At 68.4% G+C, this 22748-nt stretch carries 25 protein-coding genes and 2 tRNA genes; 18 read left to right on the top strand and 9 right to left on the bottom strand.

The features are described 5' to 3' along the window. Positions 1 to 10 precede the first annotated feature (10 nt). Together U4012_RS10920 and pncB are read right to left on the bottom strand one after the other, a co-directional pair. Positions 11 to 673, bottom strand: coding sequence for a lactate utilization protein C (locus tag U4012_RS10920; RefSeq protein WP_321798386.1), 663 nt, complete (start codon positions 671 to 673; stop codon positions 11 to 13). 86 nt (positions 674 to 759) lie between these two features. Further along, the gene (gene pncB, locus U4012_RS10915; RefSeq protein WP_321798384.1) at positions 760 to 1956 is read right to left on the bottom strand and encodes a nicotinate phosphoribosyltransferase; all 1197 of its coding nucleotides are present in this window, start codon (positions 1954 to 1956) and stop codon (positions 760 to 762) included. A gap of 281 nt (positions 1957 to 2237) precedes the next feature. Here pncB and fdxA point away from each other — a divergent pair, with 281 nt between their 5' ends. From fdxA to U4012_RS10875, 8 genes are all read left to right on the top strand, one after another. Next, positions 2238 to 2561, top strand: a complete 324-nt coding sequence (gene fdxA / locus U4012_RS10910) for a ferredoxin FdxA (RefSeq protein WP_011351384.1) — start codon at positions 2238 to 2240, stop codon at positions 2559 to 2561. A gap of 105 nt (positions 2562 to 2666) precedes the next feature. Continuing rightward, positions 2667 to 2742: transfer RNA gene (locus U4012_RS10905), tRNA-Asn, on the top strand. A 75-nt stretch (positions 2743 to 2817) separates the two neighbouring features. Then, positions 2818 to 2893 (top strand) — tRNA-Asn (locus U4012_RS10900). A gap of 107 nt (positions 2894 to 3000) precedes the next feature. Further along, positions 3001 to 3486 carry a CreA family protein gene (locus U4012_RS10895; protein WP_321798381.1) on the top strand — a complete coding sequence of 162 codons (486 nt, stop codon included), beginning with the start codon at positions 3001 to 3003 and terminating at the stop codon, positions 3484 to 3486. A 59-nt stretch (positions 3487 to 3545) separates the two neighbouring features. Beyond that, a complete protein-coding gene (locus U4012_RS10890; protein ID WP_124571084.1) occupies positions 3546 to 4451 on the top strand; it encodes an AraC family transcriptional regulator in 906 nt (301 codons plus the stop codon). A gap of 117 nt (positions 4452 to 4568) precedes the next feature. Further along, positions 4569 to 5342, top strand: coding sequence for an AzlC family ABC transporter permease (locus U4012_RS10885; protein WP_044844795.1), 774 nt, complete (start codon positions 4569 to 4571; stop codon positions 5340 to 5342). Continuing rightward, positions 5339 to 5677, top strand: a complete 339-nt coding sequence (locus U4012_RS10880; protein WP_044844796.1) for an AzlD domain-containing protein — start codon at positions 5339 to 5341, stop codon at positions 5675 to 5677. Before U4012_RS10885 ends, U4012_RS10880 begins: the two co-directional genes overlap by 4 nt. Positions 5678 to 5836: 159 nt before the next feature. Continuing rightward, complete coding sequence (locus tag U4012_RS10875; protein WP_044844797.1) at positions 5837 to 6613, top strand: DUF4088 family protein; 777 nt, start codon at positions 5837 to 5839, stop codon at positions 6611 to 6613. 117 nt (positions 6614 to 6730) lie between these two features. Here U4012_RS10875 and U4012_RS10870 read toward each other — a convergent pair whose 3' ends face one another. Further along, on the bottom strand, positions 6731 to 7141 hold the full coding sequence (locus U4012_RS10870) for a hypothetical protein (protein WP_321798377.1): 411 nt from the start codon (positions 7139 to 7141) through the stop codon (positions 6731 to 6733). A gap of 280 nt (positions 7142 to 7421) precedes the next feature. Here U4012_RS10870 and U4012_RS10865 point away from each other — a divergent pair, with 280 nt between their 5' ends. From U4012_RS10865 to fumC, 3 genes are all read left to right on the top strand, one after another. Beyond that, positions 7422 to 7640, top strand: coding sequence for an RNA-binding S4 domain-containing protein (locus U4012_RS10865; RefSeq protein WP_006753074.1), 219 nt, complete (start codon positions 7422 to 7424; stop codon positions 7638 to 7640). 129 nt (positions 7641 to 7769) lie between these two features. Further along, complete coding sequence (norM, locus tag U4012_RS10860; protein WP_321798376.1) at positions 7770 to 9158, top strand: multidrug efflux MATE transporter NorM; 1389 nt, start codon at positions 7770 to 7772, stop codon at positions 9156 to 9158. A 144-nt stretch (positions 9159 to 9302) separates the two neighbouring features. After that, positions 9303 to 10697 (top strand): class II fumarate hydratase, encoded by a 1395-nt coding sequence (gene fumC, locus U4012_RS10855; RefSeq protein WP_044844800.1) that lies wholly within the window; start codon positions 9303 to 9305, stop codon positions 10695 to 10697. Positions 10698 to 10754: 57 nt separating this feature from the next. On the opposite strand, the gene U4012_RS10850 is transcribed toward fumC, so the two are convergent. Next, positions 10755 to 11267, bottom strand: coding sequence for an acyl-CoA thioesterase (locus tag U4012_RS10850; protein WP_014897688.1), 513 nt, complete (start codon positions 11265 to 11267; stop codon positions 10755 to 10757). A 137-nt stretch (positions 11268 to 11404) separates the two neighbouring features. Further along, the gene (locus U4012_RS10845) at positions 11405 to 11545 is read right to left on the bottom strand and encodes a hypothetical protein (RefSeq protein ID WP_185500387.1); all 141 of its coding nucleotides are present in this window, start codon (positions 11543 to 11545) and stop codon (positions 11405 to 11407) included. Positions 11546 to 11723: 178 nt separating this feature from the next. On the opposite strand from U4012_RS10845, the gene U4012_RS10840 reads away from it, so the two are divergent. Continuing rightward, a complete protein-coding gene (locus U4012_RS10840; RefSeq protein ID WP_124892576.1) occupies positions 11724 to 12431 on the top strand; it encodes an ArsR/SmtB family transcription factor in 708 nt (235 codons plus the stop codon). Positions 12432 to 12593: 162 nt separating this feature from the next. Next, positions 12594 to 15125, top strand: a complete 2532-nt coding sequence (locus tag U4012_RS10835) for a DUF6600 domain-containing protein (RefSeq protein WP_321798372.1) — start codon at positions 12594 to 12596, stop codon at positions 15123 to 15125. 102 nt (positions 15126 to 15227) lie between these two features. Here U4012_RS10835 and U4012_RS10830 read toward each other — a convergent pair whose 3' ends face one another. After that, the gene (locus U4012_RS10830) at positions 15228 to 16199 is read right to left on the bottom strand and encodes a thymidylate synthase (protein ID WP_321798370.1); all 972 of its coding nucleotides are present in this window, start codon (positions 16197 to 16199) and stop codon (positions 15228 to 15230) included. A 42-nt stretch (positions 16200 to 16241) separates the two neighbouring features. After that, positions 16242 to 17639 (bottom strand): sigma-54 dependent transcriptional regulator, encoded by a 1398-nt coding sequence (locus U4012_RS10825; protein ID WP_044844805.1) that lies wholly within the window; start codon positions 17637 to 17639, stop codon positions 16242 to 16244. Between U4012_RS10825 and U4012_RS10820 the strand changes: the two genes are divergently transcribed. From U4012_RS10820 to U4012_RS10810, 3 genes are all read left to right on the top strand, one after another. Beyond that, positions 17619 to 18017, top strand: coding sequence for a hypothetical protein (locus U4012_RS10820; RefSeq protein WP_193759874.1), 399 nt, complete (start codon positions 17619 to 17621; stop codon positions 18015 to 18017). The two genes, U4012_RS10825 and U4012_RS10820, sit on opposite strands and share 21 nt — an antisense overlap. Before the next feature lie 123 nt (positions 18018 to 18140). Then, positions 18141 to 18467 carry a hypothetical protein gene (locus U4012_RS10815; RefSeq protein ID WP_321798367.1) on the top strand — a complete coding sequence of 109 codons (327 nt, stop codon included), beginning with the start codon at positions 18141 to 18143 and terminating at the stop codon, positions 18465 to 18467. A gap of 255 nt (positions 18468 to 18722) precedes the next feature. Further along, entirely contained in the window at positions 18723 to 19223 is a 501-nt protein-coding gene (locus U4012_RS10810) for a dihydrofolate reductase (RefSeq protein ID WP_044844807.1), read from the top strand. Positions 19224 to 19313: 90 nt separating this feature from the next. Here the strand turns inward: U4012_RS10810 and pmbA are convergent, their stop codons facing one another. Further along, positions 19314 to 20684, bottom strand: coding sequence for a metalloprotease PmbA (pmbA, locus tag U4012_RS10805; protein ID WP_044844808.1), 1371 nt, complete (start codon positions 20682 to 20684; stop codon positions 19314 to 19316). Between the two features lie 128 nt (positions 20685 to 20812). Between pmbA and yjgA the strand changes: the two genes are divergently transcribed. Both yjgA and mog read left to right on the top strand, forming a co-directional pair. Then, the gene (yjgA, locus tag U4012_RS10800; protein WP_311766332.1) at positions 20813 to 21418 is read left to right on the top strand and encodes a ribosome biogenesis factor YjgA; all 606 of its coding nucleotides are present in this window, start codon (positions 20813 to 20815) and stop codon (positions 21416 to 21418) included. Continuing rightward, the gene (mog, locus tag U4012_RS10795) at positions 21402 to 22019 is read left to right on the top strand and encodes a molybdopterin adenylyltransferase (protein ID WP_124487483.1); all 618 of its coding nucleotides are present in this window, start codon (positions 21402 to 21404) and stop codon (positions 22017 to 22019) included. The genes yjgA and mog overlap by 17 nt, the downstream gene beginning before the upstream one ends. A 16-nt stretch (positions 22020 to 22035) precedes the next feature. Here the strand turns inward: mog and orn are convergent, their stop codons facing one another. Beyond that, on the bottom strand, positions 22036 to 22656 hold the full coding sequence (gene orn / locus U4012_RS10790; protein WP_044844810.1) for an oligoribonuclease: 621 nt from the start codon (positions 22654 to 22656) through the stop codon (positions 22036 to 22038). Positions 22657 to 22748: the final 92 nt, after the last annotated feature.

Here is a 22748-nt window from a genome sequence, read left to right as displayed (position 1 = left end):
GACGCGATCGTCATGCACCGCGCACGACGATCGCGTGAACGCGGTACGGGCCGTGTGCGCCGAGCACGATGGTCTGCTCGATATCGCCGGTGCGCGACGGGCCCGATACGAAATTGACCGCGCGCGGCAATTCGCCGCGCTCCGCGCGAATCAGCGCGAATGCGTCTTCATGGCCCGCGACGATCCGCGACGCCGGCACGATCGCGATGTGGGTTTCCGGCAGCAGCCCGGCCGATGCATAGGTGTCGGGGCCGGACAGCAGCACCAGCGAGCCCGTTTCGGCGGTGGCGCAAAAGCAGCCGGTGAGGCCGACGAGGTCGCCGTCGCGCGGCTTGCGGCATTCGACCGACAGGCCGGCGCCGGCCCAGTCGAGCTCGGCCAGCGTGCGCCACGCGACGGCCTGCATCGGCAAGCCGTGAGCGGAAAGATAGCGGGCAACGGCGGCGGGCGCGTCGGCCAGCGTCGCGACTTCGTCGACCGTCGTCGACAGGCGCGCCGCTTCATCGACGAATGCGGCGACGAGGTCGGCCGGCATCGGCGGGCGCGGCCCCTCGGGATGGCGGGCGAGATAGTCGGCGACGCCGTCGCGCTCCGCTGCATCGGGCTCGGGCGCACGTCCTTGCGCCGCGCGAATGCGTGCGAGGATCTGGCGACGGGCAGCGGAAGTGTCCATGAACGGTCCTCGTGACGTTGGCGTGCGATACCGTCGGATTATACCGGCCGCCCCCGCCGCGACGCACCTGGCCGCATGGCCGACGCTTACTGCGATGCGTCGTCGGCCGGCTGCGCGATGCCGAACACCTGGCGCAGGTACGCGAGATACGCCTTGTCGTCGCACATGCTCTTGCCCGGCGTATCCGACAGCTTCGCGACCGGCTGGCCGTTGCAGCGGACCATCTTGATCACGATCTGCAGCGGCACGTAGCCGAGATCGTTCGTGAGGTTGGTGCCGACGCCGAACGCGAGCTTGCAGCGGCCGCGGAACCGTTCGTACAGCTGCATGACCCTCGGGATGTCGAGCGCGTCCGAGAACACGAGCACCTTGGTACGCGGATCGCAGCGGTTCGCCTCGTAGTGGCGCAGCATGCGCTCGCCCCACTCGAACGGGTCGCCCGAATCGTGGCGCGCACCATCGAACAGCTTGCAGAAGTACATGTCGAAGTCGTTCAGGAACGCATCCATCCCGTAGACGTCCGACAGCGCGATCCCGAGGTCGCCGCGATACTCCTTTGCCCACATCTCGAAACCGTAGGTCTGCGAATCGCGCAGCCGCGGGCCGAGCGCCTGGCAGGCCTGCAGGTATTCGTGCGCCATCGTGCCGAGCGGCGTCAGGCCGTGCTTCATCGCGTAGAACACGTTGCTCGTGCCCGCGAACTGCGGTCCGAGCCCGTCGCGCAGCGTCAGCGCGACCTCTTCGTGCCAGACCTTCGAGAAGCGCCGGCGCGTGCCGTAGTCGGCGATCTTGCAGTCGGCGAACTCGGGCTTCGCGCCGAGCAGCTTGATCTTCTCGCCCAGCCGCTCGCGGCCTTCGCGATAGTCGGGCTCGCGCTGCGTGTTGCGGAAATAGACCTCGTTGACGATCGCGAGCACCGGGATCTCGAACAGGATCGTGTGCAGCCACGGCCCTTCGATCACGATGTCGATCTCGCCGTTGCCCTTCGGCGAAGGCGTGATCGAGATGTACTTCTCGTTCAGGTGGAACAGCGCGAGGAAGTCGACGAAGTCGCTCTTGATGAAGCGCATGCGCCGCAGGTAGTCGAGTTCGTTGTCGGTGAAGCGCAGCGCACACAGGCCGCGCACCTCGTCGCGGATCTCGTCGATGTACGGCACGAGATCGACGCCGGGCGTGCGACACCGGAACCGGTACTCGACGTTTGCGGCAGGAAAGTGATGCAGGACGACCTGCATCATCGTGAACTTGTAGAGATCCGTGTCGAGCAGCGAAGTGATGATCATGTTTGCGGCACCGCCAATATCGTGACAGGCCCGGCGCACCGCGCGCCGCCCGGTCTGTCGGCCATGTTACCCGAATGCGGGCCCGACCATCGTGAAACCGCCCTGCCCGACGCGCCGGGCGCGCGGCCGCACGCGCCGCGCCCGCCGCCAGCCCCATAAACTAATCACGAAACGATATAAGCCGGAAAGCCGACCACGCCATGCGGGTTTTGCGCTTCAGTTACAATGCCGCTTTTGGCGCACACGCCACCCCATATATACCGCCAAGCAGGAGCGTTTTAATGACTCACGTTGTGACCGAAGGCTGCATCAAGTGCAAATACACGGATTGCGTGGATGTGTGCCCGGTGGATTGCTTCCGTGAAGGTCCCAACTTTCTCGCCATCGATCCGGACGAGTGCATCGACTGCGCCGTGTGCGTCGCCGAGTGCCCGACCAATGCGATCTATGCCGAAGAAGACGTTCCGGGCGACCAGCAGCAGTTCACCGCGCTGAACGCCGAGCTGGCGAAGGACTGGCCGTCGATCACGAAGACCAAGCCGGCACCGGCCGACGCGGACGAGTGGAAGGACGTGCAGGACAAGCTGCACCTGCTCGAGCGCTGATCGCGCAGCGGCGCTGCAAAAATTTTTTGGTGCGCCGCCGCTCAAAAGTGTTGACAGGTTAGCGAACACTCCATACAATCTCGTTTCTCTGCTGTTGTTGTTTGTTCCCCGATAGCTCAGTCGGTAGAGCGCCGGACTGTTAATCCGTAGGTCCCTGGTTCGAGCCCAGGTCGGGGAGCCAAAAAAACAAAGGCCCGTTGAAAGTGGACGGGTTTTTTGTTGGTTACCGAACACGCAAGCAGATGTACCGATTTATTCCCCGATAGCTCAGTCGGTAGAGCGCCGGACTGTTAATCCGTAGGTCCCTGGTTCGAGCCCAGGTCGGGGAGCCAGACAGCGAAAGGCCCGTCATTCGACGGGCCTTTTGTTTTTCCGGCGCCCGCCGGTCACCGCCGCGCATGCTAGAGTTTCTATCCCGCATTCGCATCCGGTTCCGTCGATGAAACACCGCCTCCTTTCCGCCGCGTCGCTCGCCCTTCTGCTCTCCGCCTTTGCCACCGCGCCGCTCGCGCACGCGGAGGAAGTCGGCAGCGTCAACACCCATTTCCGCGTGACGGGCTCCGACCGCGTGGTCGTCGAAGCGTACGACGATCCGATCGTGACGGGCGTCACCTGCTACGTGTCGCGGGCGCGCACCGGCGGGATCAAGGGCACGCTCGGCGTCGCCGAGGATCCGAGCGAAGCGTCGATCGCGTGCCGGCAAGTCGGCCCGCTCAGCTTCAAGGAGCCGCTCAAGCAGCAGACCGACGTGTTCAGCGAACGGATGTCGTTCATCTTCAAGACGCTGCACGTCGTGCGCGTGGTGGACAAGAAGCGCAACACGCTCGTCTATCTGACCTACAGCGACCGCATCGTCAGCGGCAGCCCGAAGAACGCCGTGACCGCCGTGCCGATGCCGGCCGGCACGACGATTCCGGTCAAGTAAGCCCGCGCCGGCCGGGCGCGCGAGCGCTACACTGTCGATTCGACCGCCCTCGCCCGACCATGTCCGCCCCCCGCCTTCTTCCGGACTCCGCACGTTACTGGCGCACGCCGCTGCTGCCGGACGCGGATCTGCTCACCGCCACCTATCGCGACCATACATTCGCGCCGCACTGGCACGACGCGTACACGATCCCCGTGATCCTCGAGGGGGCGGAGCGCTACACCTGTCGCGGCAGCGGCCATGTCGCCGAAACGGGCACCGTGCCCGTGATCAATCCCGGCGAAGTGCACACCGGCTCGCGCGCGACCGACGAAGGCTGGTGCTATCGCGTGAGCTACGTGCCGGTCGACTACATTCGCGCGCTCGCGAGCGCGATCGCGGGGCGGCCGCAGGATGCGCCATGGTTCCCGTCCGACGTGATCCGCGACACCGATCTCGCGGCACGGCTCGCGCTGGCCCACCGGATGATGGAGGCCGGCAGCGAACGCATGCCGCCGTTCCACCCCCACGAGCAGCCGGCCGCCAATGATCCGGCCGCCGCGGCACCGCGCGTCTACGATCCGCTCGCCGCCGAAACGGCGATGCTCGATGCGCTGTCGACACTGATCGCGCGCCATGCCGACGCGCGGCTGCAACCGGCGGCGCTCGCGGCCGACGAACCGCGCGTCGACGCGATGCGCGAGCGGCTCGCCGCCGATCTCACGGGCACGGTCACGCTCGACGACGTCGCGCAGGCCGCCGGCCTGTCGCCGTTTCACGCGGCGCGCCTGTTCACGCGCACGACCGGGATGCCGCCGCATGCGTGGCGCAACCAGCTGCGGCTGCAGCGCGCGCTTGCGCCGTTGCGCGCGGGCGTGCCGATCGCCGATGTCGCCGCGGCCAGCGGCTTCGTCGACCAGAGTCACTTCACGCGGCATTTCAAACGAATGTTCGGCGTGCCGCCCGGACGCTGGCAGGCGCGCTGACGCCCTTCCCTGCATTCGACGACGGACCGCAACCCGCACGCACGCAGCGCCATCGGCACCCGCGCGGGCGCAAGAACATACAAGCCGCCGCTGCATCACCCCGCTATCCTCCATTTCATGGAGACGCGCCCCTTGAACCCCACACCCACACCGACGCCCCCGCCTCGCCGCCCGCTCAACGAGTGGCTCGACGGCGCACGCGACACGATCCCGATGATGATCGGCGCGGCACCGTTCGGCGTGATCTTCGGCACGCTCGTCGGCGGCGGCCCGCTCGCCGCATGGCACGGCGCGCTGATGTCGCTCGCGGTGTTCGCGGGCTCCGCGCAATTCATCGCGCTCGGCCTGATCGCGGGCAGCGCGAGCTTCGTCGTCGTGCTCGCGACGACGCTGATCGTGAACCTGCGTCACCTGCTGTACAGCGCGACGCTCGCGCCGTACGTCGCGCACCTGCCGCTGCGCTGGCGCGCGACGCTCGGCGCGCTGATGACCGACGAGGTGTTCGCGGTCGCCTACGCGCACTACCGCCACTTCCCGCCCGGCGCGATCGGCCCGCACTACTTCTTCGGCTCGGGCCTCGCGATGTACCTGAACTGGCAGGTCTGGACGCTCGCGGGCATCGGCTTCGGCGCGGCCTTTCCGGGCCTCCAGTCGCTCGGCCTCGATTTCGCGATGGCGGCCACCTTCATCGCGATCGTCGTCCCGCAGCTCGGCACGCTGCGCTATCTGGCGGCCGCCGCGACAGCCGGCACGCTCGCGTACTTCTGGCAGGGCTGGCCGTACAAGCTCGGGCTGCTGGGCGCGGTCGCCGCCGGCGTCGTGGTCGGCGTCGCGCTCACGCTGCTGCACGAGCGTTCGCGCACCGCTTCACGCACGGAGGCCGCATCGTGAGCTACGCGCTGCTGATCCTCGGGATGGCCGTGATCACCTATGCGATCCGGACGACGCTGTTCCTGTTCGGCGAGCGGCTGACCTTCCCGCCGCTCGTGCGAACCGCGCTCGGCTTCGTGCCCGTCACCGTGCTGACCGCGATCATCGTGCCGATGACCGTCTCGCCGCACGGCGGCACGGCCGAGCTGACCTGGCGCAATCCGCAGCTGGTCGGCGCGCTCGCCGCCGTGCTCGTGTCGGCGACGACACGCCGGCCGCTCGTGACGATCGCGGTCGGGCTCGCGGTGTTCTTCTTCTGGCAAGGGGTCGTGATGCCGCACTGGCTGCCGGCCTGAGCGGACCGCGCCGACCGCGCTCAAGTTTCCGTCCGGCGCGCCGATATAAGAAGTGAAGACCCGCCATCGGCCTCGGCGCGAACCGGTCCGTCGACGCCGCGCCCGCACCGGTGCGCGATGTCGGCCGCCGGCCCGCGCGGGCCGCCATCGAGACGATTCATGGGCCAGATCACCCTTTCCCTCAAGGACGACACGCTTGCGTCCCTGCGCAAGGACTACGACGCGTTCGTGCGCGTGTCGCTGAAACTCGACCCGCAGTTCGCGACGCCGTCGTTCGAGGATTTCCTGCGCGCCAAGCTGCTCGACAACATGGTGCCGCTGACCGAGCACGCCGTGCAGCGGATGCTCGAGGGCGGCCAGTACGCGTGGGCGAAGCGCACGCTCGACAAGGAATTCCCGGACGTCGTCGCGATCCTGATGCGGCAGGCCGGCGAATTCGGCTTCGGCTTCGCGTCGCGCTCCGAATGGACGCCCGACGAGCTAGCGAAGGCGTGCCGCGACTGGGCCAAGGCGATCGTCGCCGAAGCGCAGGGCGATGCGTCGCTGGTCGATCCGCTCGCGGCGCAGATCAAGAGCGCGGTCCACGACATCCAGGCGCTCGAGGAATCGATGCAGACGCCCGCGTGGCGGCTCGCGGAATCGCTGCGCCAGCGCATCTACGAGGCGAAGCTCGCGTGCGAGATGAGCGTCGGCAGCGCCGCGCGCGACAAGCTCGGCGAACTGCGCGGCCTGCTGCGGCTCGGGCTCGCGCACGGCTCGTTCCAGAAACAGGAAGCGCAGCAGATCATGGAATATCTGCGGCTGCTGAAGCCCGAGATCTTCGTCGACGAGCCATACGACGTATTCACGCGGCTCGCCGCGTGGCTGCGCAGCGTATTTACCCCGTCCGCGGCACGACCGGCGCACGGACCGGGGCCGGAGCAGCGCCGGCCGTGACGGCCCGCGTCCACGCATGAAGAACGGCCCGGTTCGCGCGAAGCAAACCGGGCCGCCGGTCGATCGCCGTCACGACGCGCCGTCCGGGGCGAGCGTCGTGCGACGTCGGGGTGCCGCTTACTGCGCGGCGCCCGAGGCCGATGCACCGCCCTGCACGCCGGCCGACGCACTGCCTTCGACCGCTTCGTCGCCCACCTTCGACTTCGCCGAGCCGGCGTGATGCTTGGCCGACTTCGCCGCATGCTTCGCGTGCTTCTTGGTCGAGTGGACCGACGACGCCGCCGTATCCTTCGCGCCGTCGGCTGCCGCGCCAACCGCATCGGTTGCGCCGCCGACCGCGTTGCCCGACGCATTCGCGCCGGCACCACCCTGCATACCCGCGTCTGCGCCTGCCCCCGCTGCCGGCGCCTGCGTCTGCACGCCGGCGCCTGCGGCGCCCTGCGCCGCGACGCCGGTCTGCGCGAATGCGGCCGAAGTGGCGAACGCCGTCAGCGCGGCACCGATCAGCATCGTACGAATCTTGGACATGACAATCCTCCTCAAGAAGTTGTGGGCGCGGAGCGCATCGATACGCTCCGTCGCGTCCCCTGCCGCGACACGCAGCAGGTACGATGAAAGACCCGCGGGCGGCACGGCCGGTTCTCGAATCTCTCAGACTGTTACCCACCGTTTCATTTGCTGACGAATCGCTCACAGTCCTTAACAGCTACGGGGCGCAAACATGCGCGCGCGGCCGCACTCGCGCGCGGGCCCGCGGTGCCGTATGATGCGGGGCGATTCCTCCCGCGCCTCGCGCGCCTCCTTCGTCATGCCCAACCTGGATTTCACGCTGACCGGCGAATACGTCGAGCTGCACAACCTTCTCAAGATCACCGGCCTCGCCGACAGTGGCGGCACCGCGAAGATGTTCGTCGCGTCCGGCGCGGTGAAAGTCGACGGCGTGGTCGAACTGCGCAAGACCTGCAAGATCCGCGCGGGCCAGGTCGTGCTGTTCGGCGATACGCGGATCGCGGTTCACGACGCATAGCGGTTCCCCCTGACCGTGACATGGCCATCGGCGCGCGCGTTCGACACCGTTCGAATAAAGCCGTAAGCTAGCCGTCTCTCAAAATAAATACAGACAGCGCGGGCCCGCACCCGCGCGAGCGCCCATTCCATGTCGCATTCCGGTCTTACGCGGACGGCCGCCGCGCCGCCGTCGCTGTCCAGTCATGCCGCCGAAACCGCGCGCCTCGCCGCGCCGCTCGCGATCGCACAACTCTCGCAAATGGCGATGAGCGTCACCGACACGGTGCTGCTCGGCTCGCTCGGCCCCGATTCGCTCGCGGCCGGCGGCCTCGGCGCGAACTTCTTCTTCGTCATCGTGACCGTGCTGCAGGGTGTGCTGTCGTCGGTCAGCGTGAGCGTCGCGCATGCGCGCGGCGCACAGGCGGAACACCGCGTGCCGCACATCTACTGGACCGGCTTCGTGCTGTCCGTGCTGCTCGCGATTCCGGCGATCGTCGCGCTATCGCTGTCCGAACCGATCCTGCTGATGTTCCACGAGCCGCCCACGCTGGCGCGTCACGTCGGCGAGTACACCGGCATCCTGCGGTTCGCGGCGCTCGGCAGCCTGATCGGCGTCGGGCTGATGCGCGCCTTCCTGCCGGCGATCGGCGCCGCACGGCGGCTGCTGTGGGTGTCGATCGGCGGCGTCGGCGTGAACGGCGTGCTGAACTACGGGCTGATCCACGGCGCCTTCGGCTTGCCGCGGCTCGGCTTCCTCGGCTCGGCGGTCGCGACGACCATCACCATCTGGCTCACCGCGCTCGCGCTGATCTGGCTGCTGCACGGCCGCCAGCGGTTCCGCCATTTCGTGACCGCCGCCCGCCCGAAACTGCCGATGATGGGCGAGCTGATCGGCATCGGCTGGCCGGTGGCGATCACGTACGGGGTCGAATCGACGCTGTTTCTCGCCACGGGCCTGACCATCGGCGTGCTCGGCGCGACGTCGCTTGCCGCGCACCAGATCGCGCTGAACGTCGCGTCGGTGGCGTTCATGGTGCCGCTCGCGATCGGCCAGGCCGCCAACGTGCGGGTCGGCTACTGGGTCGGCGCCGGCCAGCCGGTCGCCGCGCGGCATGCGGGCTTCGTCGCGCTCGGCCTCGGCGTCGCGTTCATGTCGCTGTCGGGGCTCGTGCTGATCGTCGTGCCGCATGCGATCGTCGGCCTGTACCTCCAGCTCGACGATCCGGCCAACGCGGCGACCGTGTCGCTGGCCGCGTCGCTCCTCGGCATTGCCGCGGTGTTCCAGATCGTCGACGGCATGCAGACCGTCGGCTCGGGCGCGCTGCGCGGACTGCGCGATACGCGCATCCCGATGCTCGCGGCGACCCTCGGCTACTGGGGCATCGGCTTCCCGACCGGTTACTGGCTGGCATTCCATGCCGGCCTCGGCGCACGCGGCCTGTGGTGGGGGCTCGCGGCCGGCCTCGCGAGCGTCGCCGCGCTGATGGCCTGGCGCTTCCATCTGAAGAGCGCATCGCTCGTCGCATCGAGCCGCTGAGCGCGACGACACGACGCAAAATCGCGGCCGGCGCTATGCTTGTCGGTTGAAGACCCAACACGTCGCGCCAGCGGCGCGACTGCCTCACGATACGCCAGACGCCGCGCGACGCGCGGCCTTTCCCCTTCCCAAGAGGAGTGCATCATGAACGAAGCAGTTCGGATGGAACGCGACACGTTCGGCGAGATCGCCGTGCCGGCCAACCGGCTCTGGGGCGCGCAGACGGAACGCTCGCTGCAAAATTTCCGGATCTCGACGGAGAAGCAGTCGCCCGAGCTGATCCACGCGCTCGCGATCGTCAAGCGCGCCGCGGCCGCCGTGAACCAGTCGCTCGGCGTGCTGGCCGACGACAAGGCGCGCGCGATCATCGACGCGGCCGACGAGATCATCGCGGGCAAGCATCCGCGCGAATTCCCGCTCGCGGTGTGGCAGACGGGCTCCGGCACGCAGACCAACATGAACCTCAACGAGGTGATCGCGAACCGGGCGAGCGAACTGCTCGGCGGCGAGCGCGGCGAAGCACGCAAGGTCCACCCGAACGACGACGTGAACCGCGGCCAGTCGTCGAACGACGTGTTCCCGACCGCGATGCACGTCGCGGCCGCGTACGCGATCGTCAACCATCTGCTGCCCGCGCTGCGCACGCTGCGCGCGACGCTCGACGCGAAGTCGAAGGCCTTCGCCGATATCGTGAAGATCGGCCGCACGCACCTGCAGGACGCGACGCCGCTCACGCTCGGGCAGGAATTTTCCGGTTACGTCGCGCAGCTCGACCAGGGCATTCGGCACGTCGAATCGGCGCTGCCGCACCTGTACGAACTCGCGCTCGGCGGTACCGCCGTCGGCACCGGGCTGAACGCGCATCCGGAGTTCGCGGTGCGCGTCGCCGACGAGATCGGCCGGCTGACGACGCTGCCGTTCGTGACCGCGCCGAGCAAGTTCGAGGTGATGGCGGCCGCCGACGCGCTGGTGTTCGCGCACGGCGCGCTGAAGACGGTCGCGGCCGGCCTGATGAAGATCGCCAACGACGTCCGCTGGCTCGCGAGCGGGCCGCGCTGCGGGCTCGGCGAACTGTCGATTCCGGAAAACGAGCCGGGCAGCTCGATCATGCCGGGCAAGGTGAACCCGACGCAGTCGGAAGCCGTGACGATGCTGTGCTGCCAGGTGTTCGGCAACGACGTCGCGGTGAACGTCGGCGGCGCGAGCGGCAATTTCGAGCTGAACGTGTTCCGGCCGATGATCGCGCACAACGTGCTGCAATCGGTGCGGCTGCTCGCCGACGGCGCGCAGAGCTTCAACGACCACTGCGCGGCGGGCATCGAGCCGAACCGCGCGCGCATCGATCTGCTGCTGAACGAATCGCTGATGCTCGTGACGGCGCTCAACCCGCATATCGGCTACGACAAGGCCGCGCAGATCGCGAAGAAGGCGCACAAGGAAGGCACGACGCTGAAGGCCGCCGCGCTTGCGCTCGGCTACCTGACCGAGGCGGAATTCGACGCGTGGGTGCGCCCCGAGGAAATGATCGGATCGCGGTAATCGCGGGGGCGACGCGATGATGCGACGGGCGCGGCGCGAACGCCGCGCCCGTTGTCGTCAGACGGTGCCCTTCGCCACTTCCTCGGGCTTCATCTCGACGATCTTGTCGAGCGCGGCGCGCACGTCGGCCGCATACTTCGCGAGCACCTTCTGCTCGTCGGTCTCGGGCACGAACGGCGGCACCGGCACCGGGTTGCCGTTCTCGTCGACCGCGACGAACACGACGAGGCAGTCGGTCGTCTGGCGCAGCACGCCGCCCTTCGGATCGCCGGCGTGCACGGACACATGGATGTGCATGCTGGTGCGGCCCGTCGCGACGACGCGCGCCTTCAGCTCGACCAGGTTGCCGACGAGGATCGGACGCTGGAAGCGGATGTTGCCGACGCTGACCGTCACGCAATAGCGGCTCGACCAGACCGCCGCGCACGCATACGCGACCTCGTCGATCCACTTCATCAGCGCGCCGCCATGCACCTTGCCGCCGAAGTTCACGGACGACGGCTCGGCGAGGAAGCGGAATACGGTTTCGGTGCGGTCGAGGGCGGCCGGTACGGGGGATGGTTGGGACATCGTGGTAGCTCCAGGCGGCGGGGGGTACGGCAATCGGCGCATTATACGTTGCACTGCGGCAACACGTCGCAGCGCCCGCCGCAGGGCCGGCCGCGGCCGTGCGCCGAACCGGCATCGGCACCGGCGATCGACGTCCGTCAGCGGCGCACCGTGATGCCCTGATCGATCGTCCCGTACATCTCGAGGCTGCCGCCCCGCTCGCCGGCGGCGCCCGCACCGCCCTGCGCACAGGCCGCGCAAAGGAACGCGGCGGCCAACAGGCAGAAAATCGTCTTCATCGTTGCATCGTGTCGCATCCGGCGGCCCACTGCCGCCGCGTCCGGCCATTCTACGCGTGCGCGGCCGGCGACCGCGGTTCGCGCACCGCCCCGCCGCATCCGACATTTCACCCGAACCCGAAACATCGAATGTGCGCAGCACCTACACTGCAGTCATTCCGCCTGACGAGACACGACGATGACCGATCAAGACGACCACCACTTTCCGGGCCTGAGCCGAATCGGCGCACTGATCGCCGATCCGGGGCGCGCCGCGATGCTGTGGGTGCTGATGGACGGCAGCGCGCGGCCGGCCGGCGAACTGACGATGATCGCTGGGCTGTCGCCGTCCGCGGCGAGCGCGCACCTCGCGCGCCTGACCGAAGGCGGCCTGCTCGCGCTCGACGTGCGCGGCCGGCACCGCTACTACCGGCTCGCGTCGGCCGACATCGCGGCGTCGCTCGAGGCGCTCGCGAACGTGGCCCGCGCGGCCGCGCCGAACCGTCCGGTGCCGCCGCCGTCGCGCGCGGTGCCGGCCGAACTGCGCTACGCGCGCACCTGCTACGACCACATGGCCGGCGAACTCGCGGTCCGCATCTTCGACGGGCTCACCGCACGCGGCTGGCTGCAGGCGGACGGCGACGCGATCGAAGCCACCGAACTCGGCACCCAGGCGCTCGCGCGCTGGGGCATCGACGTCGCGCAGCAGCGCACGCGCCGCCGCCGCTTCGCATGCGGCTGCCTCGACTGGAGCGAGCGCCGCCCCCATCTCGGCGGCGCGCTCGGCGCGGCACTGCTCGACAGCTTCTGCGCCCACGGCTGGATCGAGCGCACCGCACGGCCGCGCGTGCTGCGCGTCACCGTGCCCGGACAGCAGGTTTTCGACGACTGGCTTACGTCCGCTTGACGCGTACATTGCGACGGGACGACAACGGCGCGCGATGGACAGGTTTTGTTACATCGCGTGCCATCCGACTTACAAAACACCGAGCACTGAAACAGGCCGAGCGGATATCGTGAATTCAACGGCACGAATCGACGCGCCGCGATAACGACGAAGACGCTCACCATGGCTTCCCTGTTCACGCTCAAGCGAACCGCCCGCTGCACGCTGCTCGCGTTCGCCGCGCTGGCGACCGTGCCCACCGCATTCGCGCAAACGACCGAGGCCGCCGCGTATGCGGCCGCCGCCCGGCAACCGGGCGGCGATCCGCCGAGCCGCGTCGCCCGGCTCAACTACAAGTCGGGTGCCGTGACGACGGAGCCCGCCGGCACCGATACGTGGTCGTACGCCGCCGTGAACCGGCCGCTGACCACCGGCGACCAGTTGTGGAACGATGCCGGCGCGCGCTCGGAACTGCACATCGGCTCGACCGCGGTGCGACTCGGCGAATCGACGAGCCTGTCGGTGCTGAACCTCGACGACACCGCGACGCAGCTGAAGGTCGGGCTCGGCACCGTATCGACGCACGTGCGCGATCTGCCGTCCGGCGGGTCGTACGAAATCGACACGCCCAATCTCGCGCTCGGCATCTCGGGCCCGGGCGACTATCGCGTCGACGTCGCACCGAACGGCGCGAGCACGACGGTCACCGTGCGCAGCGGCAGCGCGACCGTCTACGGCAGCAACGGGCAGTATCCGCTGTCGCCCGGACAGCAGGTCGTGTTCACCGGCACCGACCTGCAGGTCGCGCAGCAATCGGCCGCGCCGGCCCCCGATGCGCTCGACCAGTGGGCCGCCGGCCGCGATGCGGCCGAGCAGCGCTCGGTGTCAGCCCGCTACGTATCGCGCGACGTGCCCGGCTATCAGGATCTCGACGCGAACGGCACGTGGCGCGAAACCCCGAATTACGGCGAGGTCTGGGTGCCGAACGACACGCCCGCCGACTGGGCGCCGTATCACGACGGTCACTGGATCTGGCAGGCGCCGTGGGGCTGGACCTGGGTCGACGATGCGCCGTGGGGCTTCGCGCCGTATCACTACGGCCGCTGGGCCTATGTCGACGACAGCTGGGCGTGGGTGCCCGGCCCGATGGTCGTCAGCCAGCCGCCCGTCTACGCGCCGGCGCTCGTCGCTTTCGTGGGCGGCGGCGGCGGTCCCGACTGGAGCGTCGCGCTGACGGTCGGCGGCGTCGCGGCAGCCGGCTGCGCATGGTTCGCACTCGGCCCGGGCGAACCCTGGCATCCCGGCTGGGGCCGCTGGAGCCCGCATTACTACGATCGCGTGAACCGGAACATCGTGGTCAACAACGTGACGGTCAACAAGACCGTGAACGTGACGAACATCACCAACATCACGAACATCAACAAGACGTACGTGAACTTCCGCGCGCCGCATGCGATCACGGCCGTGCCGGCGTCCGCGTTCGTGCACGGCCAGCCCGTCGCGCACTTCTCGCAACGCGTCGATCCGCAGCAGTGGCGCAACGCGCACGTGATGCCGGGCACGCCCGGCATTGCGCCGGTACGCCAGAGCTTGACCGGCGCACTGCGCACGGCCAGCTACCGTCCGCCGGCGGCGCTCGGACAGCACACGTTCGTCGCGACGCGCAATCCGGCCGTGCCGGCCGCCTATCGTGACCAGGCGGCCGCGCATCTCGCACGGCAGGGCCAGCTCGTGCCGGGCGCAGGCGCACCGGTCGCGAGGGCGAGCGTGCCGGCCGACTATCGGGCTCGCCCGGTCCGCGTTGCGGGCAACCCGAACGCCGGTGCGTGGGCGATGCGCAACGTGCAGCTCGTGAATCCGCACGGTCCCGTCGTGCAACCGGCGCACGCACCACGCGACGGCCAGCCGGCACCGGCCCAGGCCGCACGGCCTGGTGCGCCGATGCCGGTCGTGGCGAACGGCGCACGACCCACGAACGGCGAAGCCCCCAATGCGCCGCGCTTCGCCAACGGGGCGATGCCCCAGGCGCCGGGCAATCCGGCTCCGCATCAGGCGTTGAGTCCCGAAAATGGCGTCCCGCATCCGCCGGCGGCCGCCAACGAGCCGGCCGGGCGCGACAACACGCATGCGGCCGCGGCGCCCGCGTGGATGCAGCCGCACACGCCGATGGAGCGTCAGCGCCCGACGCCGCCGACGGCACTCCACGCAGCCGGACAGAACGCGCTGCCGCCCGTGCGCAGCGCGGCGCCCGTCCCGCATCCGGAAGCCACGCCCGGTGCGCAGCCCGCCCGTCGGCAGGAAACGCCGCGCGCGTTGCCGCAGCCGCGACTCGACATGACCGCGCAGATTCCGCAGCAGCGTCCGCGCCCCGAATTCGCGGCACCGGCCCAGCATGCGCAGCCGCGGCCCGAGCGGACCGCTCCGGCACCGCAACCGCGCCCCGAATTCGCGCAACCGGCACCGCGCCGCGAAGTCGCGCCGGCGCACGTGAACGAGTACCGTCCGCCCGCGCCCGCCGTGCATGACATGCCGCGACCGCAGCCGCAGGCCCCGCGCATGGAGCCGCGGCCGTCGATGCCCGCGCCGCACATGCAACCGCGGCCGTCCATGCCCGCGCCGCGCATGGAACCGCGGCCGCAACCGGCGCCGCACGTCGAGGCGCCGCACCCGGGCAATCCGCCGCCCGGCGGCCACGACGAGCGGCGCCACCAATAATCCGACCGTTGATACGGCAAGGCCCGACCGGCGGGTGCCGGTCGGGCCTTCTTCATGCTGCCTGGCGCGGGTCGCGTCACCCGCCGCCGTCGCAGGCCGGGCTCAGACCGCCATCGGCGCGGTCAGCGGCTCATGGTGACGGTAGCCGACGAGCGAGAAATCCGACGGCTCGATCTGCTCGAGCCATTCGGGCGCATAAACGCCGCTCTTCGCGTAGTCCGGCACGCGCTCGGCAATTTCGAGCCGCGGGCTGTCGTACGGCTCGCGCGTGAGCTGCTGCTGCAGCATGTCGAGCTGGTTCTCGTAGATGTGCGCGTCACCGATGAAGTACGTGAACCAGCGCGGCGTGTAGCCCGTCAGCCGGCCGACGAGCGACAGCAGCGCGGCCCCTTCCGTCAGGTTGAACGGCGTGCCGAGCCCGACATCGTTGCTGCGGATGTACAGGCACAGCGAAATCTCGCGCTTCGTGACGTTCGGCAGGAACTGGTACAGCAGATGGCAGGCAGGCAGCGCGATCTGGTCGAGTACGGCCGGATTCCATGCGTGAAACAGGATGCGGCGGTCGGCCGGGTTCTCCATGATCGTGTCGAGACACTGGCGCAGCTGGTCGATTGCCTTGTACAGCAGCACCTTCGGCACCCCGTCCTCGTCGAAACGCGTGACGATCCGGAAACCGCGGCGCGTCGCGTCGGCGATCTGCGCCTCGGCGCCCGCGTCGAGCACCTTGTAGCCGGGCCACTGGCGCCATTGCACGCCGTACACGTCACCCAGGTCGTCTACGCCCTGCCGGTACGGGTTCGCGAGCCACTGCGCGTTGTCGTTCGCGTTCGCGTCCCACACCTTGCAGCCGAGCGCGCGGAAATCGGCCGCGCTGCGCGATGCGCGCAGGAAACCGACCAGTTCGCCGATCGCGGACTTGAACGCGAGCTTCTTGGTCGTGACCGCCGGGAAACCTTGCTGCAGATCGAACCGCAGCATCGCACCGGGCATGCTGATGGTGCGGATGCCCGTGCGGTTCTCCTGCCAGGTGCCGGTGTCGAGGATGGTGCGAACGAGGTCGAGGTACTGTTTCATGCGGGTTCCTTCGGCCGCGAGGGCGACCGTTACCCGCCAATTCTAGCAAGCGTGATGCCGAACCTCCGGCAACGGCGCCGAAAACCCGCCCAGCGGGTCGCCGCGATCGCGCATGCCATGCGCGCACATCAGCCGGTACAGCGTGACGCGCGACACGCCGAGTTCGCGCGCCGCGTCGGCAAACCGGCCGCGGTGACGCAGCAGCGCCTGCTCGATCACCTGCCGTTCGGCCGCTTCGCGCGCCTCGGTGAGCGAGACGGGCGCCAGCACCGCGAATTCGTTGAGTTCGAGATCGGCCGCGGTAATCATCCGGCCCTCCGACATCACGATCGCGCGGCGCACGCGATTGATCAGCTCGCGCACGTTGCCCGGCCACGAATAGCCGTACAGCGCGGCGATCGCGTCCGGCGAGAAGCCGCGCAGGCGGCGATGCGCATCCCCCTTGAAACGCTCGAGCATGTGGCGCGCCAGCAGTTCGATATCCTTGCCGCGCGCGCGCAGCGGCGGCTCCTCGATCTTCAACACGCACAGCCGATGAAACAGGTCCTCGCGGAACCGCCCTTCGCGCAGCGCCGCTTCCATGTCCACGTGCGTCGCACAGATCACGCGCACGTCGACCGGCACCGATACATGCGCGCCGAGCCGTTCGATCTTGCCTTCCTGCAGGAACCGCAGCAGGCTCGCCTGGCTCTCGAGCGGCAGGTCGCCGATCTCGTCGAGAAACAGCGTGCCGCCGTTCGCGGCCTCGACCCTGCCGATCTTGCGCTGGTTCGCGCCCGTAAACGCGCCGCGCTCATAGCCGAACAGTTCGGCCTGGAGCAGCGTCGACGGAATCGCACCGCAATTGATCGCGACGAACGGCGCTTGCGCGCGCGCCGAGCGCTCGTGGATCGCCACGGCCGTCAGTTCCTTGCCGGTACCCGATTCGCCGGAGATGAACACCGGCGCATCGGTCGTCGCCACGCGCCGGATCGTCCTGAACAGCCCGAGTATCGCGTCGCAGGTGCCGACCATCTCGCCTTCGGCGCGTCCGGCACCGACGGGTGCGGCTACCGGCTCGGTCAGCGCGATCATGCCGTGCGCATGCCCGATGGTCTCGACGATGCGCGCCGCCTCGTACGGCATCGTGACGTAGTCGAAGCAATAGTCACGAATGAGATGCCGCAGCGTGGCGTCCTGCAGCTGGCCGCGCCGGGTCGCCGCGATCCAGCCGATGTGCTGGATGCTCAGACACGCTTCGAGTTCGCGCAGATCCGCGGGTCGAAAACCCGGCGAGAAATCGAGCAGGCCGGCCGTTGCCACGCCGTGCTGCACGACACGCCGCACGTCGCGTGCGCTTTCCGCAAGATCGACGCGCCACCCGCATTCGTCGAAATGCCCGCGCAACGCGTCGTTCGGCTCGCGCGAGAAGTAGATCACATGCCGCTGCTCGGCTCCCATATGCTCACCCCGTTCATCAACCGTCTAACGATTGCCGTACACGCCAAGTCGCGTGCAAAAGGATCGAACCGGGTCAGCCGAAGCGGCTCGATTCGCCATGCCGATGCGCGGCGACGACAGGCCTCGCATGATGGCGCTCATCTCGCGTCCAGTTATTTTTTTGATCAAGACAGCTTAGTTATAGGCGCCGAATACGACAAACCGATTGCAGCGCGGATGAGCGAACGGTCGAATCGCTCAGTGGTCGACGTTGATCAATCGTCTGCAAATAGAAACGCGCAGCGACGCGTACCTGCATCGACACACGCGCAAATTTTCATCCTTGAAGCGTATCGATTGAATCCGCAGTATTCCCGAGCCCCCTCGTTTCACGCCTGAAACATTTCCCGGCGTTTTCGATCGCCAGTCACGACGCTTCCCCGCAAATCGCAGACGCGGCAATGCGCCTCGCCCGATGGCATGCATTTCGCTGAACGCGTAACGGATCGGGAGAAGGCGGCCATGCGAACATTTTTTTTGCAGTCTTGTGTGCAGATGACGATTGCATTCGCACTCGCCTGCCACTTCATGCCGGCACGCTCGGAAGAAAGCACGAGGCCCGAACGCGCGATGCCGCTTGCCGGTAACGCGCCGCGCATGCAACAGGACCACCGCTTCCGCATCATGCCCGTCGCCGCGCCGCGAGCGCGTTCGTCAGACAAGTCGTCGGTGACGCTGTGGGACGAGCTCGTCCCGCCGGCCCGGCTGCCGATACCGATTCCTGTGGCGCTCCCCGGCAACGCGCAGCATGCGATGGAAGGAACCGCAGGGAACCGCATGCATCAATAATCCGCACACGACTCCATCATGCCGCTTGATCGATGAGGATTGCAGAATAAAATGAACGGCGCAGGTCGTTTCCTGCAGCGTCGACTTCGCGACGCGAACCGTTTTTTGTGTCCGTCCCCCGGCGGGCACTCTTTTTATTCAGGACATCACGGAGCAAACGCCGCACCTACGCCCGCGCATCCGCCCCGGCGCGGTCGCGTGCCGCCATTCCGGTAGAATCGGCGCCATTCCGGTTCTCCTCTTCCCCCGATCTTCATGACGACGTTGACCCTGATCGTCGCGCGCGCCCGCAACGGCATCATCGGCCGCGACAACCAGTTGCCCTGGAAACTTCCCGAGGACCTCGCGTTCTTCAAGCGCACGACGATGGGCGCGCCGATCGTGATGGGCCGCAAGACCCACGAGTCGATCGGCCGGCCGTTGCCGGGCCGCCGCAATATCGTCGTCACGCGCGACGCAGCGCGCCGCTTCGACGGCTGCGACACGGTCACGTCGCTCGCCGACGCGCTCGCGCTCGCCGCGCGCGACGGCGCGCCCGAAGCATTCCTGATCGGCGGCGCACAACTCTATGCGGAAGGCCTCGCGCTCGCCGACAAGCTGGTCGTCACCGAGATCGATGCCGACTTCGACGGCGACGCGTCGTTCCCGGCGCCCGATCCCGCGCACTGGCGCGAAGTCTCGCGCGACCCGCACCAGGCCGCCACGCCCAATACGTTCGGCTATGCGTTCGTCGTGTACGAGCGCAAGCGCGGCTGACACTCGGCACGCGGCACGCGACAAAAAAGCCCGACCGGCTCATGAACGCCGATCGGGCTTTTCGTTTCCTGGCGGCCGATGCCGCGCCGCTTACTGCCCGGCGATCGTCATCTGCTCGATCAGCACCGAGCCCGTTTCCTTCGTACCGCGCACGATCGAATCCGCGCCGATCGCGACGATATGCCGGAACATCTCCTGCAGCGTGCTCGCGACGGTGATTTCCTCGACCGGATACTGGATCACGCCGTTCTCGACCCAGAAGCCGGCCGCGCCGCGTGAATAGTCGCCGGTCACGTAGTTCACGCCCTGCCCCATCAGCTCGGTCAGCAGCAGGCCCGTGCCGAGCTTCTTCAGCATCGCGTCGAAATCGTCGCCCGGCTGCGTGTTCGAGCTGCGCAGCGCGAGGTTGTGCGAGCCGCCCGCGTTGCCGGTGGTCTGCGTGCCGAGCTTGCGTGCCGAATAGGTCGACAGGAAGTAGCCTTCGACGACACCGTCGTTGACGACGCTGCGCGCACGCGTGCGCACGCCTTCCTCGTCGAACGGCGCGCTGCCCATCGCGCGCGGCACGTGCGGATCCTCGACGACCTGCACGTGCGGTGCGAACACCGGCTTGCCGAGGCTGTCGACGAGGAACGACGTCTTGCGGTACAGCGCGCCGCCGCTGACGGCCTGCACGAACGCGCCGAGCAGGCCGGCCGCGAGCGGTGCCTCGAACAGCACGGGCACCTTGCGGGTGTCGAGACGGCGCGCGCCCATCCGCGCCAGCGCACGCTCGGCCGCATAGCGCCCGACGGCTTCCGGCGCCGCGAGATCGACCGCGCTGCGCTTCGACGAATACCAGTCGTCGCGCTGCATGTGGCGGCCGGTGCCCGCGATCGGCGCGCACGCGATGTAGTGGCGCGAGTACGGGTAGCCGGCGAGGAAACCGCGCGACGTCGCGAGCACGAACTGCGAATGCTGCGCCGACACGCTCGCGCCTTCCGAGTTGCGGATCTGCGGGCTGACCGCGAACGCGGCGTCTTCCGCGCGGCGGGCGAGCTCGACGGCCTCGTCGGCCGTCAGCGCCCACGGGTGATAGAGGTCGAGGTCGCGCGGGTCGGTTTCGAGCAGTTCGGCCTCGGCGAGGCCGGCCGCGTCGTCCTCGGCCGTGAAGCGCGCGATGTTGTACGCGGCGGCGACGGTATCCTTGATCGCGGCCGGCGAGAAATCCGACGTGCTCGCGTTGCCGCGCTTCTTGCCGATGAACACCGTCACGCCGACCATCTTGTCGCGGTTGTGTTCGATCGTCTCGACCTCGCCGCGGCGCACCGACACCGACAGGCCGTCGCCTTCGGAGATTTCGGTCGCGGCGTCCGTCGCGCCGAGCGCCTTCGCATGGCGAAGGATGTCCGAGGCAATTTCTTTGAGCTGGTCCTGCGTGTGCGGGAAATAGCGCGCTTGTACGTCGAGATTGGCTGCCATCGTCGTGTTATCCGGTGGCGGGCGATCCGCCCGCATGGTCAAAATGTTGCGTATCCCGCGATCATAGCAAGGTCCGGGGCCATATACCGACAAGCTTGGGGCGTCCGCGCCGCGATACAATGCCGCCCATGACACGCAAAACCCGAATCCAGCCGATCGAGCACGCCGACGACGACGCCGGCAATGGCTACGATCGCCCCAGCAAATCCCAGTTGAAACGCGAGATGCACGCGCTGCAGGAGCTCGGCCAGGCCCTGGTCGACCTGCCGAAGGACGCGCTCAAGCGCATGCCGATGCCCGAGGACCTCGCGGACGCCGTGCGCGAGGCACGCCGGATCACCGACCACGAAGGCAAGCGCCGCCAGCTCCAGTACGTCGGCCGCGTGATGCGCTCGCTGACCGACGACGAAACGGCCGCGCTGCGCACCGCGCTCGACGCCCAGCGAGGCGTGAACAAGGCCGCGACCGCCCGCCTGCACTGGATCGAGCGCACGCGCGAACAGCTGCTCGCGAACGACGACGCGCTGACCGAGTTCCTCCGCCAGCACCCCGAAGCCGACATCCAGGAAGGCCGCACGCTGATCCGCAACGCGCGCAAGGAAGCGCAGCAAGGCAAGCCGCCGCGCTATTTCCGCGAGCTGTTCCAGTGGATCAAGACCGCGAGCGGTACCGACGAGGCGGAGGCAGACGAAGCGCCGGACGACGCCGGAGACGACCATGACGACGAAGCGTAACCACCCGGACGAACTCGTGGTCGGCCTCGTGTCGATCAGCGACCGCGCCAGCACGGGCATCTACGAGGACAAGGGCATCCCGGCACTGCAGGAATGGCTCGCCGGCGCGCTGCGCTCGCCATGGCGCGCCGAAACCCGGCTGATCCAGGACGACGCGCCGACGATCTCCGCCACGCTGGCCGAACTCGTCGACGTCGCCGGCTGCGATCTGGTGCTGACGACGGGCGGCACCGGCCCGGCGCGGCGCGACGTGACGCCGGAAGCCACGCTGGCCGTGGCGACGAAGGAAATGCCGGGATTCGGCGAACAGATGCGGCAGATCAGCCTGAATTTCGTGCCGACCGCGATCCTGTCGCGGCAGGTCGCGGTGATTCGCGAGACGGCCGACCACGCGGCGCTGATCATCAACCTGCCCGGCCAGCCGAAGTCGATCCGGGAAACGCTCGAAGGGCTGCGCGACGCCGACGGCAAGTCGACCGTGCCCGGCATCTTCGCGGCGGTGCCCTACTGCATCGACCTGATCGGCGGCCCGTACATCGAGACCGACGCCGCGGTGGTCGCGGCGTTCCGGCCGAAGAGCGCGCAGCGCGCGCCACGCTGAGCGCGTGCCGGCCCGCTCAGGCGGCCGGCGCGGACTCGCCTGCCGGCGCCGACGCGGCCGGAATCAGGAAATGCTCGCGGTAGTACTTCAGTTCGTCGATCGACTCGTGGATGTCCGCGAGCGCCGTGTGCATCGCACGCTTCTGGAAGCCCTTGTAGATCGCCGGCTGCCAGCGGCGGCACAGCTCCTTGAGCGTGCTGACGTCCAGGTTGCGGTAGTGGAAGAATCGTTCGAATTCCGGCATCCAGCGCGCCATGAAGCGGCGATCCTGGCAGATCGAGTTGCCGCACATCGGCGACTTGCCGGGCGACACGTACTGCGAGAGGAACGCCTGCAACTGCGCGGCGGCGTCCGCCTCGGTCACTGTCGACGCGCGCACGCGGTCGATCAGCCCCGAACGGCCGTGCGTCGACTTGTTCCAGTCGTCCATCTTCGCGAGCGTTTCGTCGCTCTGGTGGATCGCGAACACGGGGCCTTCCACCGCGATGTCGAGCGTCGAGTTGGTCACGACGACCGCGATTTCGATGATGCGGTCGTTATCCGGGTCGAGGCCGGTCATCTCCATGTCGAGCCAGACGAGGTTCAACTCGTTGCGCACGAGCGCGGGCTGGCTGGCGGAAGCGGCGGTATCGGTCATGAGTCATCCTGGAAAATGGCGGACGGCGCATGGCGCCGCCCGGGCGGCCGGCATCGCGTGAGCGGGCCCGGTCCGCAAGAACATATAATTCT

The organism is Burkholderia sp. BCC1988 (assembly GCF_905339895.1).
Lineage (GTDB): Bacteria > Pseudomonadota > Gammaproteobacteria > Burkholderiales > Burkholderiaceae > Burkholderia.
The sequence above is the reverse complement of the archived record's forward strand: the minus strand, read 5'-3'. Positions and strand labels throughout refer to the sequence as shown.

Bases quoted from the DNA above. Each gene is read 5' to 3' on its own strand.
- U4012_RS10810 (WP_044844807.1), top strand. From the start codon at position 18,723: ATGACGACGTTGACCCTGATCGTCGCGCGCGCCCGCAACGGCATCATC.
- U4012_RS10850 (WP_014897688.1), bottom strand. From the start codon at position 11,267: ATGTCCCAACCATCCCCCGTACCGGCCGCCCTCGACCGCACCGAAACC.
- U4012_RS10820 (WP_193759874.1), top strand. From the start codon at position 17,619: ATGCCGCTGCTCGGCTCCCATATGCTCACCCCGTTCATCAACCGTCTA.
- U4012_RS10845 (WP_185500387.1), bottom strand. From the start codon at position 11,545: ATGAAGACGATTTTCTGCCTGTTGGCCGCCGCGTTCCTTTGCGCGGCC.
- fumC (WP_044844800.1), top strand. From the start codon at position 9,303: ATGAACGAAGCAGTTCGGATGGAACGCGACACGTTCGGCGAGATCGCC.
- U4012_RS10825 (WP_044844805.1), bottom strand. From the start codon at position 17,639: ATGGGAGCCGAGCAGCGGCATGTGATCTACTTCTCGCGCGAGCCGAAC.
- U4012_RS10890 (WP_124571084.1), top strand. From the start codon at position 3,546: ATGTCCGCCCCCCGCCTTCTTCCGGACTCCGCACGTTACTGGCGCACG.
- orn (WP_044844810.1), bottom strand. From the start codon at position 22,656: ATGACCGATACCGCCGCTTCCGCCAGCCAGCCCGCGCTCGTGCGCAAC.
- fdxA (WP_011351384.1), top strand. From the start codon at position 2,238: ATGACTCACGTTGTGACCGAAGGCTGCATCAAGTGCAAATACACGGAT.
- U4012_RS10885 (WP_044844795.1), top strand. From the start codon at position 4,569: ATGGAGACGCGCCCCTTGAACCCCACACCCACACCGACGCCCCCGCCT.
- U4012_RS10875 (WP_044844797.1), top strand. From the start codon at position 5,837: ATGGGCCAGATCACCCTTTCCCTCAAGGACGACACGCTTGCGTCCCTG.
- U4012_RS10920 (WP_321798386.1), bottom strand. From the start codon at position 673: ATGGACACTTCCGCTGCCCGTCGCCAGATCCTCGCACGCATTCGCGCG.
- pmbA (WP_044844808.1), bottom strand. From the start codon at position 20,684: ATGGCAGCCAATCTCGACGTACAAGCGCGCTATTTCCCGCACACGCAG.
- mog (WP_124487483.1), top strand. From the start codon at position 21,402: ATGACGACGAAGCGTAACCACCCGGACGAACTCGTGGTCGGCCTCGTG.
- U4012_RS10815 (WP_321798367.1), top strand. From the start codon at position 18,141: ATGCGAACATTTTTTTTGCAGTCTTGTGTGCAGATGACGATTGCATTC.
- U4012_RS10830 (WP_321798370.1), bottom strand. From the start codon at position 16,199: ATGAAACAGTACCTCGACCTCGTTCGCACCATCCTCGACACCGGCACC.
- U4012_RS10895 (WP_321798381.1), top strand. From the start codon at position 3,001: ATGAAACACCGCCTCCTTTCCGCCGCGTCGCTCGCCCTTCTGCTCTCC.
- norM (WP_321798376.1), top strand. From the start codon at position 7,770: ATGTCGCATTCCGGTCTTACGCGGACGGCCGCCGCGCCGCCGTCGCTG.
- U4012_RS10840 (WP_124892576.1), top strand. From the start codon at position 11,724: ATGACCGATCAAGACGACCACCACTTTCCGGGCCTGAGCCGAATCGGC.
- yjgA (WP_311766332.1), top strand. From the start codon at position 20,813: ATGACACGCAAAACCCGAATCCAGCCGATCGAGCACGCCGACGACGAC.
- U4012_RS10870 (WP_321798377.1), bottom strand. From the start codon at position 7,141: ATGTCCAAGATTCGTACGATGCTGATCGGTGCCGCGCTGACGGCGTTC.
- pncB (WP_321798384.1), bottom strand. From the start codon at position 1,956: ATGATCATCACTTCGCTGCTCGACACGGATCTCTACAAGTTCACGATG.
- U4012_RS10835 (WP_321798372.1), top strand. From the start codon at position 12,594: ATGGCTTCCCTGTTCACGCTCAAGCGAACCGCCCGCTGCACGCTGCTC.
- U4012_RS10865 (WP_006753074.1), top strand. From the start codon at position 7,422: ATGCCCAACCTGGATTTCACGCTGACCGGCGAATACGTCGAGCTGCAC.